14 protein-coding genes are annotated in these 14,292 nt (G+C 61.9%); 7 read left to right on the top strand and 7 right to left on the bottom strand.

Annotated elements, in window-relative coordinates; all coding sequences use genetic code 11:
* Positions 1–142: 142 nt before the first annotated feature.
* Together NLK60_RS10430 and NLK60_RS10425 are read left to right on the top strand one after the other, a co-directional pair.
* A complete protein-coding gene (locus NLK60_RS10430) occupies positions 143–889 on the top strand; it encodes a class I SAM-dependent methyltransferase (RefSeq protein WP_254807730.1) in 747 nt (248 codons plus the stop codon).
* A 143-nt stretch (positions 890–1,032) separates the two neighbouring features.
* Positions 1,033–2,553, top strand: coding sequence for an ABC transporter permease subunit (locus NLK60_RS10425; protein ID WP_254807729.1), 1,521 nt, complete (start codon positions 1,033–1,035; stop codon positions 2,551–2,553).
* Between the two features lie 75 nt (positions 2,554–2,628).
* Here the strand turns inward: NLK60_RS10425 and pspAB are convergent, their stop codons facing one another.
* Positions 2,629–3,234, bottom strand: coding sequence for a PspA-associated protein PspAB (gene pspAB, locus NLK60_RS10420; protein ID WP_254807728.1), 606 nt, complete (start codon positions 3,232–3,234; stop codon positions 2,629–2,631).
* Between the two features lie 91 nt (positions 3,235–3,325).
* Entirely contained in the window at positions 3,326–4,204 is an 879-nt protein-coding gene (gene htpX / locus NLK60_RS10415) for a zinc metalloprotease HtpX (protein ID WP_254807727.1), read from the bottom strand.
* Positions 4,205–4,784: 580 nt separating this feature from the next.
* On the opposite strand from htpX, the gene NLK60_RS10410 reads away from it, so the two are divergent.
* Positions 4,785–5,906 carry a 60S ribosomal export protein NMD3 gene (locus NLK60_RS10410; RefSeq protein WP_254807726.1) on the top strand — a complete coding sequence of 374 codons (1,122 nt, stop codon included), beginning with the start codon at positions 4,785–4,787 and terminating at the stop codon, positions 5,904–5,906.
* Positions 5,899–7,155, top strand: a complete 1,257-nt coding sequence (locus tag NLK60_RS10405) for a class I SAM-dependent methyltransferase (protein WP_254807725.1) — start codon at positions 5,899–5,901, stop codon at positions 7,153–7,155. The genes NLK60_RS10410 and NLK60_RS10405 overlap by 8 nt, the downstream gene beginning before the upstream one ends.
* 105 nt (positions 7,156–7,260) lie before the next feature.
* Here the strand turns inward: NLK60_RS10405 and NLK60_RS10400 are convergent, their stop codons facing one another.
* The 4 genes from NLK60_RS10400 to NLK60_RS10385 form a co-directional block, all read right to left on the bottom strand.
* Entirely contained in the window at positions 7,261–8,658 is a 1,398-nt protein-coding gene (locus NLK60_RS10400; RefSeq protein ID WP_254807724.1) for an FAD-dependent oxidoreductase, read from the bottom strand.
* Positions 8,659–8,936: 278 nt separating this feature from the next.
* A complete protein-coding gene (locus NLK60_RS10395; protein WP_254807723.1) occupies positions 8,937–9,332 on the bottom strand; it encodes a DUF7473 family protein in 396 nt (131 codons plus the stop codon).
* A 174-nt stretch (positions 9,333–9,506) separates the two neighbouring features.
* Complete coding sequence (locus tag NLK60_RS10390; protein ID WP_254807722.1) at positions 9,507–10,067, bottom strand: TATA-box-binding protein; 561 nt, start codon at positions 10,065–10,067, stop codon at positions 9,507–9,509.
* A 300-nt stretch (positions 10,068–10,367) separates the two neighbouring features.
* A complete protein-coding gene (locus NLK60_RS10385) occupies positions 10,368–11,546 on the bottom strand; it encodes an MFS transporter (protein WP_254807721.1) in 1,179 nt (392 codons plus the stop codon).
* Positions 11,547–11,681: 135 nt separating this feature from the next.
* Here NLK60_RS10385 and NLK60_RS10380 point away from each other — a divergent pair, with 135 nt between their 5' ends.
* The 3 genes from NLK60_RS10380 (at position 11,682) to NLK60_RS10370 (ending at position 13,801) form a co-directional block, all read left to right on the top strand.
* Positions 11,682–12,293 carry a class I SAM-dependent methyltransferase gene (locus NLK60_RS10380; RefSeq protein ID WP_254807720.1) on the top strand — a complete coding sequence of 204 codons (612 nt, stop codon included), beginning with the start codon at positions 11,682–11,684 and terminating at the stop codon, positions 12,291–12,293.
* 110 nt (positions 12,294–12,403) lie between these two features.
* Positions 12,404–13,489 carry a methyltransferase domain-containing protein gene (locus NLK60_RS10375; protein ID WP_254807719.1) on the top strand — a complete coding sequence of 362 codons (1,086 nt, stop codon included), beginning with the start codon at positions 12,404–12,406 and terminating at the stop codon, positions 13,487–13,489.
* 90 nt (positions 13,490–13,579) lie between these two features.
* Entirely contained in the window at positions 13,580–13,801 is a 222-nt protein-coding gene (locus NLK60_RS10370; RefSeq protein ID WP_254807718.1) for a hypothetical protein, read from the top strand.
* A gap of 102 nt (positions 13,802–13,903) precedes the next feature.
* Here NLK60_RS10370 and NLK60_RS10365 read toward each other — a convergent pair whose 3' ends face one another.
* Positions 13,904–14,275 carry a hypothetical protein gene (locus NLK60_RS10365; protein WP_254807717.1) on the bottom strand — a complete coding sequence of 124 codons (372 nt, stop codon included), beginning with the start codon at positions 14,273–14,275 and terminating at the stop codon, positions 13,904–13,906.
* Between the last annotated feature and the right edge of the window lie 17 nt (positions 14,276–14,292).

Below are 14,292 nucleotides of genomic sequence, written 5' to 3'. Positions count from 1 at the left end.
GCGGATATCACTTTCGGCGTCTCGAGAGCTCCGATGACTGGCTTCCCTCGAGTGCCCGTGGAAAGGTGTGGGTCGATTCTCGTGTGTTAACACTCCCCATCCTACCCCAAGCTATTCTATCACTGTGTCGTGACAGTATGCCATGGAAGACGACGCTCGAGTGTGGTGGAACGCGTGGGCCGAACAGTTCCAGGAGGCATACGGCGGCGGTGAGATCGAGGTCGGTATCGACTGGGGTCCGGGTGCGCCGAAGGACGACGATATGGGGCTGCTTGGCGACCTCGAGGGCAAGAAAGCGATCGAATTGGGGTGTGGCGGGGCCCAGTTCGGTATCGCCGTTTCCGAGCGCGGTGCTGACGTGACCGGTGTCGACATCTCGGCGGCACAACTGTCTTACGCACGAAAGCACGCCGATGAACGGGACCAGGACATCAGGTTCGTCGAGAGCAGCGTCACCGACATGCCGATGATTCCCGATGAGACGTACGACCTCGCGTTTTCGGCGTTCGCGTTCCAGTGGGTCGAGGACCTGCAAGCGTGTTTCGAGGAAGCCTACCGGGTACTCAAGCCGGACGGGAAACTCGTCTTCAGCGTCGACCATCCGTTTTACAAGATCGTCGATCCCGAAACCCAGACGTTCAAACAGAGTTACTTCGATATGTCGCCACGGAGACAGTACAGCGAGGCCTTTGACGCCGAGATGGTCATCCACCGGCGAAACATCGGCGAGACCGTACGGCTCCTCTTGGAGACTGGGTTCCACCTCGAGGGCGTGCACGAACCGGGGTACGATACCCCCGACGACTACGTCTCCGAGTTTGGGAGCTTCGACCCCGACCTCATGGCCACGGTTCCTCCGACGGTCATCTACTCGGGCCGAAAGCGTTAATGGGTTTCATATGCCGGCGCTCCGGTTTGGGGATAACACTTATCAGAATTCCATGAGATGCCTCGATAACGAATGTGCAGCCCAGGATGGGACGACGGTGAGTTTACTGTCGTGATTGGACCGCAGCCCAGGGGGGACACACGATGACAGGGGACGACCACTCTCGAGGAGACGAGGCGAATGGCAAGACAAACGAGGAGCCATCCCAACGCAGGTGGGTTCGGGAAGCGTCCGAGGAACAGGCCACTGTCGACCAGGAGTCTGGCGACCAGTCATCGACCGCCGACGGGTCGTCTCGCCAACAGGCAGTCGACGCGAAGCAGGACCGCTCGAGTGAGGCCACTCAGCCACCGCAACAGCCACGTGACCACGCCACTCAGCCACCGCAACAGCCACGTGACCACGCCACTCAGCCACCGCAACAGCCACGTGACCACGCCACTCAGCCACCGCAACAGCCACGTGACCACGCCACTCAGCCACCACAGGACCCAGCCCCGCACCAGGAAGCCGGTGACCCGACGCAGGCAACGCACGCCACCAGTTCGGGTGCGGTCGGTTCAGGCCACGCAACCGGGGGCACGGTCACGGAACCGGCTCGAGAGAGCGTCGACGGGCCGGCTGCCGAAGACGTCGGTCTCGAGGTTCGCCTCCGGCGCTGGTATGCCATCGGCGAAAGCGAGTTCGCTCACGCTCGAGGCGGCCGGGCAGTCAAAGTCTTTGCCGGCCTCGCCGCGGTCGTCGGCGCGGTTGGCGCGTTCGTGCTCGCGACCGTGCTCGAGGGCGCGTTCGAATCTGCTGCGGAGACGCTGACCGAAGACCCCGCGGCGCTGACCGACAATGCCATCATCGGCGGGATATACGGTCGACAGTTAACCGCCGAGGATATCGAAGGACTCCACGGCGTTCTCACGTCACCAACGGCGGTCGCCGATTTCACCGGCGTGGCCCTGTTGTTCGTGCTGGCGATCACGCTGGTCCCGATTGCCGGGTTGACGATGGGGCTGACGTCGGCGTTCACCAACCGGGAATCGGACCGGTACGCGTCCCTCGAGGCCAGGGGATACGGCCAGGTTGACGTACTCGTCGGCACGTTCCTGGGGCGGTGTCTCTGTCTCGGTGTCGTCGTCGGTGTGGGTGGGCTCGCCATCGCGCTCGGGGCGCTCGTCCAGACGTCGTTCCCGTCGCTGACCCTCGTCGTGACGGCCGCGGTCGTGTTCGCGTTGTCCTGTATCTTCGTCGCCTTCGGGACGTTCGCTGGGACCCTCGGCGAGACGAAAGCGAAAGCCTGGGCCATCGGCCTCGGACTGCTGGTACTCCCGTACTATCAACTCGTGACGTGGCTGCCGAGCAGTCAGGAGCAGCTCGCGACCTTCCACCCGTGGTCGGTGTCGCCGCTCATCCAGCGCTTTCACTTCGGGACGGTCGTCACCGACTCGCTGGTCATACTCCCGCTGTCTCGGCTGAGCGAACTGGTGCCACGCGTCTCGCTGGTCACCGAGGTCTACATCGAGGGCCGATCGACAGCCGAAACGGGGAGTGCCGAACTCGCGTCCGTGCCCCTGTACCTCGAGCACTGGTTCGTGTTCGTCGTTATCGCGTTCTGGATCACGCTCCCGCTCGTGGGTGCGTATCTCGCGCTCGACCGGGACGTTTCACTGTAGCGAACTCGGCTGGGACGGCTCCCTGTAGACGGCTCGAGTGTGGTTTTCTACCTTTTCGTCTCGTCCAACAGACGCCTACTCCCAGGGGTGGCGTCCGCTCGCCGACGGCCACAGCGGATACCAGTACTCCTTGTCGCCTTCGACCTCGAGTTCGCCGTCCAACACGGACTCGAGTTTGAATTCGACGTTCGTGTCACGCTCTCGACCGCCTCGGGGGGCAAACGGATAGAACGCGCCGCGTCGAAACGAGTAAATCCAGTAGGCCGGCCCCTTCTCGTTCTCGTACCCGAAGACGGCAGCGAGCAGTCGAGAGCCATAGCCGCGTTCGACGAACGTGTCCGCGGCGAAGTGGAGGCTCGTGATGAGGTCTTCAGGGTTGTCGTCCTCGAGGACGACCCACCGATAGCCGTGGTCGTCTTCGGTGACGTGAAAGTCAGTGCCCGTATCCTCACGGCCTGCCTCGAGAATGGCTTCGACGTCCTCGACGGTGTCGCGAAAGCTGCTCGAGTCGACGCCGGAAAAACAGAGCGCGCCCGCTCCGACGTGGCGGTAGCCGAGGTCGGCTTCCATCGTCAGATAGGCGGTACTCATCCCGAAGAGGTCTTCGGGGTCGGCCTCGCGTTTGGCGTCCGACTCGGCTCGAATCCCGAGGACGGCCCGAAGTCCGTCCAGTAGTCCCATACCTATCCGTTGGGTGGCGAGGATTTGAAAGCTCGCCTCTCGAAGTCACTCGAGAAACTGGCGTCTGTCGACGGCCTGCTACCTCGGGGTGTTAAACGGTTTCCATCTCGCGCTCGAGTTGCCGAAGCGCTTCGACGCGTCGCTCGGTGTCCGGATGGGTCGAAAAGAGGCGGCCGACGATGCCCGATTTCAGCGGGATGATGAAGAAGGCGTTCATTTCGGCTTCCTCGCGGAGGTCCCTGTCGGGGATTTTCTCGACGTCGCCCGAGATGGTCATGAGCGCCGAAGCCAGCGCGGCGGGGTTGCCGGTGATCGCGGCGGCACCCCGGTCGGCGGCGAACTCGCGATAGCGCGAGAGCGCCCGGATCAGCAGGTAGCTGATGATCCAGACGACGAGCGAGACGAGGATAGCGACGACGACGCCGCCACCGCCGCGCCCCCGGCGACCGCCGCCGAAGAACGCCCCCCAACGGACGATCATGAAGGCGATGGTCGAGAGAAACGAGGCGATGGTCATCACCATCATGTCCCGGTTTTTGACGTGGGCGAGTTCGTGGGCGATGACGCCGTCGAGTTCCTCCTGGTTCAGGCGACGCATGAGGCCGGTTGTGACGGCGACGGCAGCGTTTTTCTGATTGCGGCCGGTTGCGAACGCGTTCGGCACTTTCGAGTCGATGACGGCAACTTTCGGTTTCGGGAGGTCGGCCTGCTGTGAGAGTCGTTCGACGGCTGCGTGTAACTGTGGGTACTCGTCGTCGTCGACCACCTTCGCCCCCATCGTCTTGAGCGTGAGCGTATCGCTGTAGTAGTACTGGACGAACGACATCCCGCCGAAGAGGATGGCGAAGACGAACAGGCCACCGCCGACGTAGGTAGTGATCACGGCAGCGAACACGATGTACAGCGCGAAGAGGAGAAACATCGTGAGGAACATTCGAAATCGCAGTCCCCAGTCCGGTTGCCAGTCCATACTTCATATAAGCGCTCGGTTCGGATAAATCCGCCGTGGAACCGTGTGGCAGGGCGGGGATGGGCAACGCTCGAGGCGTCGACTCGGACACACAGCGTGGTGTGGTTACTCGAGTGGTGTTCGATTGTTTGAGTGAGGGCGGTTGGTCAGGTGATGCCGTTTCCCGAGTCACCGTTCATGCTCACTCTCTCGTGACTCCAAAATCCGACGTGAACCCCTTGACTTCCCCTCGAGAAAGCCATGACCGGAGAGCGTCTGACGGCGACTATTTCGCTGGCGAAGCGGAGGATGGCTGCGTTCCAGTCGAATTGTCAGACGCTAACATGGCTCGAGCAGTTTTCGCACTCGAGGGTGAAACGAAACCGCAGGCAAGAGAGCTGGTTCAGACCTCGAAAACAACACATTCGTGGTTGGTTTCCGACACGTAGCGCCACAGACTGGCTCCGGGAACCCCCTGGTTTCGAGTGGACTTCACAGGATTTGAGAATTGACTCCTTCGAGAGCGTTCTTCGCTCGCGCTCTCGAGACCCTCGAGAGTGCGAACGCGGTGCTTAACTCGCTCAGTCACAAACTGGGTGTCATGAATGAGTCACGTGCGTTCTGTCCTCGCTGTGGTGATCCCGTCCCAGACAGACGGGAGGAGGACGGGGCGAATGACCCGCTTCGACCGGGTGCGGAGGTCGATATCTGTGATAGTTGCTACTTCGACGATTTCGAGTTTATCGATGCGCCGGACCGCATCGACGTTCGGGTGTGTTCCCAGTGTGGGGCCGTCCACCGGGGTCGGCGATGGGTCGACGTTGGTGCACAGGATTACACCGACGTCGCCATCGAGGAGGTAAGCGAAGCCCTGGCGGTCCACGTCGACGTCGACGACGTCGCCTGGCAGGTCGAACCCGAGGAAGTCGGCCCGAACACAGTTCGGATGCACTGTTATTTTACGGGGACGGTCCGGGACACGCCTGTCGAAGAACAGGTGATGGTCCCCGTCAAAATCGCTCGCCAGACCTGCACTCGCTGTGGTCGAATTGCCGGCGATTACTACGCCAGTATCGTCCAGATTCGTGCCGAGGACCGGACGCCGACGACCGAGGAACTCGAGCGAGCGAAGGTTATCGCCGAGGAGATCGTCGCCGACATGGAGGCGACGGGCGACCGAAACGCGTTCATCACGGAGACGACCGAGAACGACGACGGCCTCAACATGCGCGTCTCGACGAACAAAATCGGCAAGAAGATCTCGAACAAGATGGTCGAGGAGTTCGGCGGAACGGTCAACGACGCGGAAACCCTCGTCACGGAAGATGAAGACGGCAACGGCGTCTACCGGGTCACCTTCGCCGTCCGACTGCCGCCGTACATTCCCGGCGACATCATCGACCTCGCGGACGACGACGAGGGGCCAGTTCTCGTGAGTAGCGCCCACGGCAACCTCAAGGGCATCCGGTTGCGAACGGGTGAGCGCTACGAGGCGAGCTACGAGGAGGGAAACGCTCCCGATGCCCGCAAACTCGGCGAGCGAGAGGATGCCGTCGAAACGACGGTCGTCACGGTGGAAGACGAACGCTCGATACAGGTGCTCGACCCCGAGACCTACCAGGCGAAGACCATCTCGCGGCCCGACTACGTCGACGACGACCCCGACACGGTCCCCGTCCTGAAAAGTCGTGCTGGCCTCCACGTTCTGCCCGACGATGTCTGAGGACGGCGGCGGCGGTGACTCTCGTGAGGAGCCGACTCCTGATTCGAGTGGGAACCACGCCGACTCGAGCGAGTCAGGCGACCCCTCGAACGCCGAAACAAACAATACAGAAACAATAGTAAGGACTTCGACCGACTCCCTCGAGGCGCTCGAGACCGGTCCCCTAGCAGCCGTCGTCGACGCGCCCCGCTCGGAAGCGGCGATCGAAGCGTTGCGCACGGAGGGCGTCTACGACGACGACCGACGGGTTCGACCCTACGGCGAGAATGGCGTCGCCGTGCCCGTGACCGCTCCGCCGGAATCGACGGCCGTTCGTGAGGTGATCCGACAGGTCGACCCCGAGTATCGGACGCGCACGCTCGAGGACCACCTGCGAGAACGCGGCTGGAGCGACGCCGACCTCGAGTCGGCTCCCGGCTCCTGGGCCGTCATCGGCTCGGTCGTTCTCGTTCGACTCCCCGAGGGCTGTCCGGACGAAACCGCTGTCGCGGAGGCGCTGCTCGAACTTCACGGGGAGGCCGAAACCGTGCTCGCTGACGAGGGAATCGCGAACGACACCGCCGACGACAGCGCGGCGGGCACCTATCGTGAGCCCCGGACGCGGGTACTCGCCGGCTCGAGCGACACCGAGACGGTCCACGTCGAAGACGGGACGAGCTACGGGCTCGACCCCCAGCGGGTGATGTTCTCGCCGGGGAATCAGGCCGAGCGCCGGCGGATGGCCGACGTCGTCGAGGCGGACGAGTGCGTCTTCGACATGTTCGCGGGTATCGGCTACTTTTCACTGCCGATGGCTCGAGCGGGCGCGTCCGTGACCGCGACGGAACTGAACCCGACGGCGTTTCGCTACCTGCTCGAGAATGCCGTCGCCAACGACGTGAGCCATCGACTCGACGCCTACCACAGCGATTGCCGGGACCTGGCACCGACGCTCGAGGCCGACCGCGTGGTGATGGGCTACTACGGCGTCGCCGATGGTACCGACGACGACGGACACGGGACGCGAACGAACGAGGCCGAGACGTTTCTCCCCGCGGCGCTCGAGGCGCTGGTCTCCGGTGGAATCGTCCACTATCACGAGGCGACGCCCGAGGCCGAACTGTGGGACCGCCCGCTCGAGCGCCTCGAACGGGCGGCTGACGCGGCCGGGCGAGCGCTCACGGTGCTGGAAACGCGACGGGTCAAATCCCACAGCGCCGGAGTCGAACACGTCGTGGTCGACGCACAGTTCGACGTGCTCGAGGAATAGTATCGTCGGGCTCCGTTGGAATCCCTGAGGAGTGGTACTTTCTGAGCGGTCTGTTCCAGACAGAGAATGAGTTCAACACGGCGGTACTAGCGATCCTTACGCCCGTCACGTTGTCTCGTGTGTGGGCTTTCGTGGCTGTAGTTGCTCCGTTCTGCGGCCTGGTTTGAGCACGCGCCACATAATGCTGGGGCGCAGCAGTGATGTCGGGTGTTGTTGCATCGAGAGGACACGGGTGAAGGCGTCGGTCAAGACACCGTCAGCGTGGGCTTTCCGGAACAGTCGGGACAGATACCAGTTGAAGAAGGCGGCCCCGTTGGGCTTTTCACCACGCGTCTGGGAGAAACTGAAGTCCGCCCCGGTGGCCAGCATCCATGCGGGATCGATGATCTCTGTGGCGCGGTTGAAAAAGCTGGTCGCAAGTGGCTCATGATTGTCTCTCGTGAGCACGTGGTGAAGCGTTAGTGCTTCAAGTGCAGCTACTGACATGCCTTGCCCGTAGATCGGATTGAAACTGGCGATCGCATCGCCGATAACGAGTAACCCTTCGGGGAACTGGTCAAGGTTCTCGTATCGGTAGCGGCGGTTCGATGGGAACGGGTAGAAGGCGGCCTCTTCGGACACCATAGGGTACTCGTTGAGGAGGTCATTCACGATTGGAATGGGCAGACTCGCTGCGAAGTCTTTGGCATCTTCAATGTTCTTTGGGGGATGATCACCGTGAATACCGTGTAGGTTCACCAGCCAACAATCGTCTTCGACGGGTAACACTGCTCCACCACGGCTACGTGGTGCCGCGGCTAGCACACCGATCATTCGGTAGTCGTTGGCAGGGCGTTCGATACAGGTGGTGGTGTAGGCCAGATCGATGTGTACTTCCTCCGCAGAGGGCGGCGTGTAGCCGTGGTTCGATAGCCAATCTGGCGTCCGGCTCATTCGGCCAGTGGCATCGATGACCAGATCGGCGGCGATTTCCTCTTGCCCACCGTCTTGATCCCGGATTACTACGCCGTTCACGTTCTTCGTTGCGTCGTCAGCGAGGTAGTCAACAAATGGACAGCTCCCCCGCACATAGACGTCGTCTCGGTCGGAAACACGTTGTCGGAGTAACTGCTCGTACAGCGGTCGCGTGGCCGCGTAGAGGGGGAAGGGTTTCGATCCGGTGGCGAGGTAGTTTCCTTGGCTGTACATGTAGAAATCACGCTGCCCGTCGATCGACACCCCGCCAGCGGCAACCAACTCCTCGCTGTAGCCCGGGAATAGGTCCTCCAGCGTTGCTCGGCCAGCCTCCCACAGAATATGGATTTGTCGGGCCTGGGGGACGCCATCGCGTGCAACGGGCTCATCTGGCAGTGGGTCACGATCGATCACGGTGACCTCGTCGAACGCATCCGCAAGGACACGCGTAGCACAGAGGCCAGCTATGCCTGCGCCAACCACAATCGCGTGCTCACCTCGGTCAGGGATCTGTTCACTATCGTAGTGTGGAACAGTTGTTAAGGTCATATCAGCCAGTACTGGCACAGATCGAGTAGCTCGGAAGATCGTGTTTGTTCACATATTTGTCCTCTTTGGTCACGAACCGGTTGGCATCTGGCGTGATCTCTGTCATGGATCGACTCCCGATCACATATGATGTGTAATCACATAGTTTCACTCCGTGACGGATCTGCAAGGGTCGAAAGGGAACCGGCCGTTGCAATACACGCGCTGTGGACTCGGCAAAACCTGGTCAACCTATCGAATTACTTTCGAGAGTGAACTGGTCAGTTGTTGATACCCGCTCACCCCGGTGCCGTCCCCAGCAGGAACCAGATGTTGAAGATGGTGAAGCCGACGATGACGGCGACGGTGTAGTAAATGAGCGCGACGAGCGCGGCAAGCTTGTAACTCAGGTCGTAGACGACCAGAATCAGGGCGTACGCCAGGGTAACGGTGAAGGGGACGACGATCAGCGGCCCCCACTGCTGAAGGAGCAACAGAACGGCTGCGAGCACGGGTGCGACGGTGAACGCTCGCTTGATCGAGACGTACTCGAGGACGTATCTCGCGGCGATGTGCAGGGTGATGCCGTAAAACAGCGTCGTCACCAGAAAGGTGCCGAGGTACGCGAGCACGCCCCCGGTAGCGGGTTCGATATCGCCGCCGGTCACCTGCGCGAGGGCCGCGAACGGATCCATACCGATAGTAGGGAGCCAGACCCTTTGGTTGTGACGAAATCGGTGCTGTGAGGGTAGCAGTGTCCGCCAGGCGTTCGACCGTCCAGTGTTGGGTCTCTGCCTCGAGAACCGTATCCGTTCGTCGAGGACGTACAGCTATCTCCGCAAGTAGTGGTCGAAAAAACGCGCCGTGGCTTACTCGAGCAAGCCGAGATCTTCGAGTCGAGAGACGATCTTGTCGACGGCGTGTTCGGCGTCGGCCGGTTTCTTGCCGCCGGTGATGACGAGTTTGCCGGACCCGAAGAGCAGGGCGACGACTTCGGGGTCGTCGAGGCGGTAGACCAGGCCGGGGAACTGTTCTGGCTCGTACTCGATGTTCTCGAGGCCCAGCCCGATGGCGATGGCGTTCAGGTTGAGGTTGCGGCCCAGATCTGCCGAGGTGACGATGTTCTGGACGACGATTTCCGGATCCTCGTTCACCTGGATCTGGAGTTCGCGCAGCTTATCGAAGACGATGCGCAGACTCTCGTGGACGTCGTCGGTGCTTTTCGCGCCGGTGCAGACGATCTTCCCCGAACGGAAAATCAGGGCGGCGGATTTGGGATTCTGGGTGCGGTAGACGAGACCGGGGAACTGCTCGGGGTCGTAGTCGGCCCCCTCGAGGTCCATTGCGACGCTCTGGAGGTCGAGTTCTTGCCCGATGCCGGTCGACGCCACCACGTTTTCGATGTTGATGGTGTCCTTCGGATCCGTCATAAGTCGTTTAAAAGGACGTATTTAAGGTTTATAAAGCTTGGTACTACACACTGATCTGTCCGCTATCTTGAGTGTGTCTGACGGGTGACTGACGCCCGCTCGCGTCAGTGCGATGGCGGTCTGGGTGGCTGCTATGGCCGACTCGAGCGAGTGCGATTGCGGTTCGATCGGCTTTAAATGGGTCATCACTTGTACGGTCACTGTCCTGAACTCATGGTGCATATACCGCATTTACTGGAGACCAGACAGCGAGTGAGGCAGTCGGTCAACTCGAGCCAGCACTACACCAGTCGCAGCTGATCACCTCATCTCGAACTCGCGACGGAGGAGCCAGAGCGCACCGAGACCAATGACGACACCGCCGAAGAGAATAGCGAACGCAGCTGTGAACCCTGCTCGGTCAAGCGCCACGCCAAATACGACCGGCGAGACGATTCCCGGGAGAAAGCCGACTAACGATTGGCCTGCAAGCGCCATTCCGATGTTGTCATCGTCAGCTACCTCGGTTATCGCCGTCGAGAGGGGAGCGCTATCTGCAGCCAGGGCGACTCCATAGACCACGATGACGGTTCCCAGAACGGTAATGGCAGTCCAGTTCCCAATCCCGAGTGCCAGCGTGATGCAGCCGCTTGCTCCCAGGGCTATCGCACTCGTGGCGACACGTCCAAGCCTGTCACTGAGCCATCCGCCGAGTGGATTGCCCACAACTCCGAGTGCGGTCAACAGGCCAGCGAGCAGGCCCGCCGTGATTGCTGGATTCCCTGTCCCAGCGACAGCCGGTGTTGCCACGAGAAACACGACGATCCAGTTCTGGACACCGAACAACTCCCAGTTGTGACCTGCGTAGGTGGTCGTCAGGTACAAGAATTTCCGGTCAGTGAATCCTGACAGGTCGAAGACGATCTCTTGATCGAGCGTCCCCGGGGGATCGGCTGCCAGCCAGAGAACTGCTATTCCTGCGGGCAGCGCAACACCACTGGTCACTGCGATGGCAACCCGCCAGTCGCTCGCCGAGGCGAGCCACGTCGAAAGCGGATACGCAAGCCCGCTTCCGAGTCCGAGCGCACCGACGTAGAGACCGATTGCTCGCCCCCTTCGCCCTGCGTCGAACCAGTCCGACAACAGCCGAATACCGGGAACGTACACACCGGCAAAACAAGCACCAGCTAGCAGACGAAACAGGCTCCCCGTAACGACACCAACGGTCAGGAGCGCAAACGCAACCCCGAACAGCCCTGAGCCTGTTGCTGTCAGTCCGACCAGCACTCGTGTTGAATACCGGTCAGCAATATAGCCGGCCGGCAAGATTGCCATCACGTAGCCGAGGAAGTATGCCGAATAGATGACGCCTGCCTCGGTTCCGGACAGGTCGAGGTCAGCTATAATGGCCGGGAGGACTGCGGAGTAGTTAGCCCAACTGAACGACACAAGGGCGACAGCGACGCTCATCACGAGTAACACTCGACTGGCCGCCTTCATCTGTGAGAACCCACCGATCCTCCGGAAATGTAACTTTTGATTACGTCGTGTCCAGGGGCGACTATCGAATACAGCCGCTATTCACCTCCTCGAGTTCGGGAACACATTCACGGACACTCCCTGTGAACGGCCAGTATGGTCGATTGGGACGAACGATTTCGAACCGGCTCGTATCCACAGGCTCCCGACCCCTCGCCCGTGCTCGCTGGCTACCTCGAGGATATTCCATCGGGTCGGGCACTCGATATCGCGACGGGAACCGGTCGCAACGCGGTCTTTCTGGCCGACGAGGGGTATGCCGTCGACGCCATCGACCAGTCACGGGAGGGCCTGGCGATCACGCGCGAGCGGGCAACCGAGCGCGGGGTGAGCGGCCGACTGAATCTCGTGCAGGCCGACGTCTCGAGCTACGAATTTCCTCGCGAGCAGTACGACCTGATCACGATCAGTTTCTTTCGGGCGCTCGACCGGTTCACCGACATCAAGGAGGCACTGGTCCCCGGTGGCTACCTGTTCGTCGAGCACCACCTTCGGTCGACGGAACCGACGCCGTCCGGGCCGAGCAGCGACCGGTATCGGTTCGGGGCGAACGAACTCCTGCGTGCCGGCTTGGACCTGACCGTGCTCTACTACGACGAGTCGACCGAGGAACGACCCGAGGACAAACGGCGGGCAAGCGTGCGCTTGCTCGCCCGAAAGACGACGGGACCGGAACAATCGTATCCGGGTCGCTGGGACGGACGATAAACGCGGACTCGAGCAACACTCGCTCGAACCCGAGATGAAGTGCTCGAGGGAAAGCACTCCTCGGAAAACGGTAGGCTCATTGGCCCGGGAGCGCCTCTCTCGAGTAACGCGTGTACTTCCTGGAACTGGGCGGTGAGGACGATGCCTTCGCCCGCTGTGAGAGCCGGCAGGCCGCGACGGGTGTGCGCCCGCTGGCGCCCGGCCTCGCACTGGCGAACGCTATCTCGCCCGACCGACTCCGCGGCCTGGCTTACACCCATCGAGCGAGCAGCCTGCTCGGGCACACAGACGCGAGTCTCGAGAGCGCCCGGGCCCTGCTCGAGACAGCCCCACTCGAGCGCGAGGGTAGCATCGCGGTTCGAGCGACCGACGTTCACGGCTCGAGCGGGATCAGCCCAACACGAGTCGAGCGCGAACTGGGGTCGGTGCTTGTCGAGCGCGGGTTCTCGGTCGACCTCGAGGACCCCGACCACGTCCTCAGAGCTACCTTCTCGATGGGCGAACTGGACGGACGGGACGAGCAGGGAGATCTGTTCGAAGCGGCCGATGACGAATCGTCCGGTGGGGAGTCGGTTTCGGTGTGTGCGCTTGGATGGCTGGCCGCCGAGAGCGTCCGGGATTTCGGCTCGAGAGCGCCCACGGACAAGCCATTCTTCCAGCCGGGAAGTATGGACCCGTTGCTCGCGCGGGCGGTCGTCAACATCGCCGGTGCCGGACCCGGTCGGACCGTCCTCGACCCGATGTGTGGCACCGGTGGCGTTCTCGTGGAGGCCGGGTTGGTTGGCGCGGACGTGCTCGGAACCGACGCCCAGGCGAAGATGGTCGCGGGCGCACGGACGAACCTCAGACACTTTTTGGACGATTCGAGTCCGTCTCCGACGGGGGCTTCCCGTGGCGACTGGCACGTCGCCCGCGGTGACGGGACGCGATTGCCGGTTGCCGATTCGAGTGTCGATAGCGTGGTATTCGACGCGCCATACGGTCGCCAGTCGAAGATCGAGACTCACCGACTCGAGGACCTGGTTGCTGGCGCACTCGCCGAGGCCTGCCGGGTCGCTGACCGCGCAGTCGTCGTGGCCGACCGCTCGTGGGCGGGTGCGGCGCGAGACGCCGGCTGGGAGCTCGAGGCGGCGTTCGAACGGCGCGTCCATCGGTCGCTGACGCGGTACGTGCTGGTGTTGTCGGCATTATCGTGACCTTCGAGTCTCTCGGTTGGACGAAACTCCTTGGAGCTGGGAATGACTGCCTGGGGTTAATATGTTGGCGAGCCGAATGTCGGCACGCCCATGGATGCACAATCACTGCAGTCGAAACTAGAAGCGAGCGGCGAACTGATGGTGAACGTCACCGAGTTCGACCAACCACTCGAGTTGCACCTCCACGACACCGACATCTCCGACGACGTCATCACTCTCGAACTCGCGGATGGCGAACTCGAGTTCAGCACCGACGAAGTCGTCGGCGCGTGGAAACACTACCACTCGCTGGCCGATTACGGCCTCGAGTAAGCTCCCACCGGGGTTCGATCGAGTTCCCTGGTTTTTGTATTGTTTGACTCTCTCGAGCGACGTATCGTCTCGAATGTAGCTATCGAAACTCGAAAACTCCTCTCACTTCCGTAGCTTTGGCAGCCACCAGCTAGCCGCCGCGACGACGATCCCGACGACGAATGCGCCACCCCAACTCGCCAGCGCGAGCGTTTCCTGTCCGTCTTCGATACCGAGCCCTTGCCAAAGTAAGACCGCCGTAATCCAGTGGGTGACGCCGAATCGCCAGACGTGCGTGTAGGTGAGCCGCGAGTCAGAGACTGCGACGAAGCCGAGTATCGTCCCCGGCGTGAGCGCCAGCAGGCTTAGCCACCACGAGAGAAAGAACCCGTCCTGATAGATGCCAAACAGCGCCCCCATCGGCAGCGCGACCAGGATCGCACAGCCGACGACGATGCCGGCCGCCTCGAGCGTATCGGCACGCGAACGTGACATACTCGAGGCTCGAGTCT

Origin of the sequence: Natronosalvus amylolyticus (genome assembly GCF_024298845.1) — an archaeon.
GTDB classification, from domain to species: domain Archaea; phylum Halobacteriota; class Halobacteria; order Halobacteriales; family Natrialbaceae; genus Natronosalvus; species Natronosalvus amylolyticus.
This window is presented reverse-complemented; position numbering and strand designations above follow the sequence as displayed.

What these genes read in the sequence shown, in the direction of transcription:
- NLK60_RS10370 (WP_254807718.1), top strand. Translation starts at nt 13,580, where the DNA reads ATGGATGCACAATCACTGCAGTCGAAACTAGAAGCGAGCGGCGAACTG.
- htpX (WP_254807727.1), bottom strand. Translation starts at nt 4,204, where the DNA reads ATGGACTGGCAACCGGACTGGGGACTGCGATTTCGAATGTTCCTCACG.
- NLK60_RS10390 (WP_254807722.1), bottom strand. Translation starts at nt 10,067, where the DNA reads ATGACGGATCCGAAGGACACCATCAACATCGAAAACGTGGTGGCGTCG.
- NLK60_RS10365 (WP_254807717.1), bottom strand. Translation starts at nt 14,275, where the DNA reads ATGTCACGTTCGCGTGCCGATACGCTCGAGGCGGCCGGCATCGTCGTC.
- pspAB (WP_254807728.1), bottom strand. Translation starts at nt 3,234, where the DNA reads ATGGGACTACTGGACGGACTTCGGGCCGTCCTCGGGATTCGAGCCGAG.
- NLK60_RS10385 (WP_254807721.1), bottom strand. Translation starts at nt 11,546, where the DNA reads ATGAAGGCGGCCAGTCGAGTGTTACTCGTGATGAGCGTCGCTGTCGCC.
- NLK60_RS10430 (WP_254807730.1), top strand. Translation starts at nt 143, where the DNA reads ATGGAAGACGACGCTCGAGTGTGGTGGAACGCGTGGGCCGAACAGTTC.
- NLK60_RS10380 (WP_254807720.1), top strand. Translation starts at nt 11,682, where the DNA reads ATGGTCGATTGGGACGAACGATTTCGAACCGGCTCGTATCCACAGGCT.
- NLK60_RS10395 (WP_254807723.1), bottom strand. Translation starts at nt 9,332, where the DNA reads ATGGATCCGTTCGCGGCCCTCGCGCAGGTGACCGGCGGCGATATCGAA.
- NLK60_RS10425 (WP_254807729.1), top strand. Translation starts at nt 1,033, where the DNA reads ATGACAGGGGACGACCACTCTCGAGGAGACGAGGCGAATGGCAAGACA.
- NLK60_RS10405 (WP_254807725.1), top strand. Translation starts at nt 5,899, where the DNA reads ATGTCTGAGGACGGCGGCGGCGGTGACTCTCGTGAGGAGCCGACTCCT.
- NLK60_RS10400 (WP_254807724.1), bottom strand. Translation starts at nt 8,658, where the DNA reads ATGACCTTAACAACTGTTCCACACTACGATAGTGAACAGATCCCTGAC.
- NLK60_RS10410 (WP_254807726.1), top strand. Translation starts at nt 4,785, where the DNA reads ATGAATGAGTCACGTGCGTTCTGTCCTCGCTGTGGTGATCCCGTCCCA.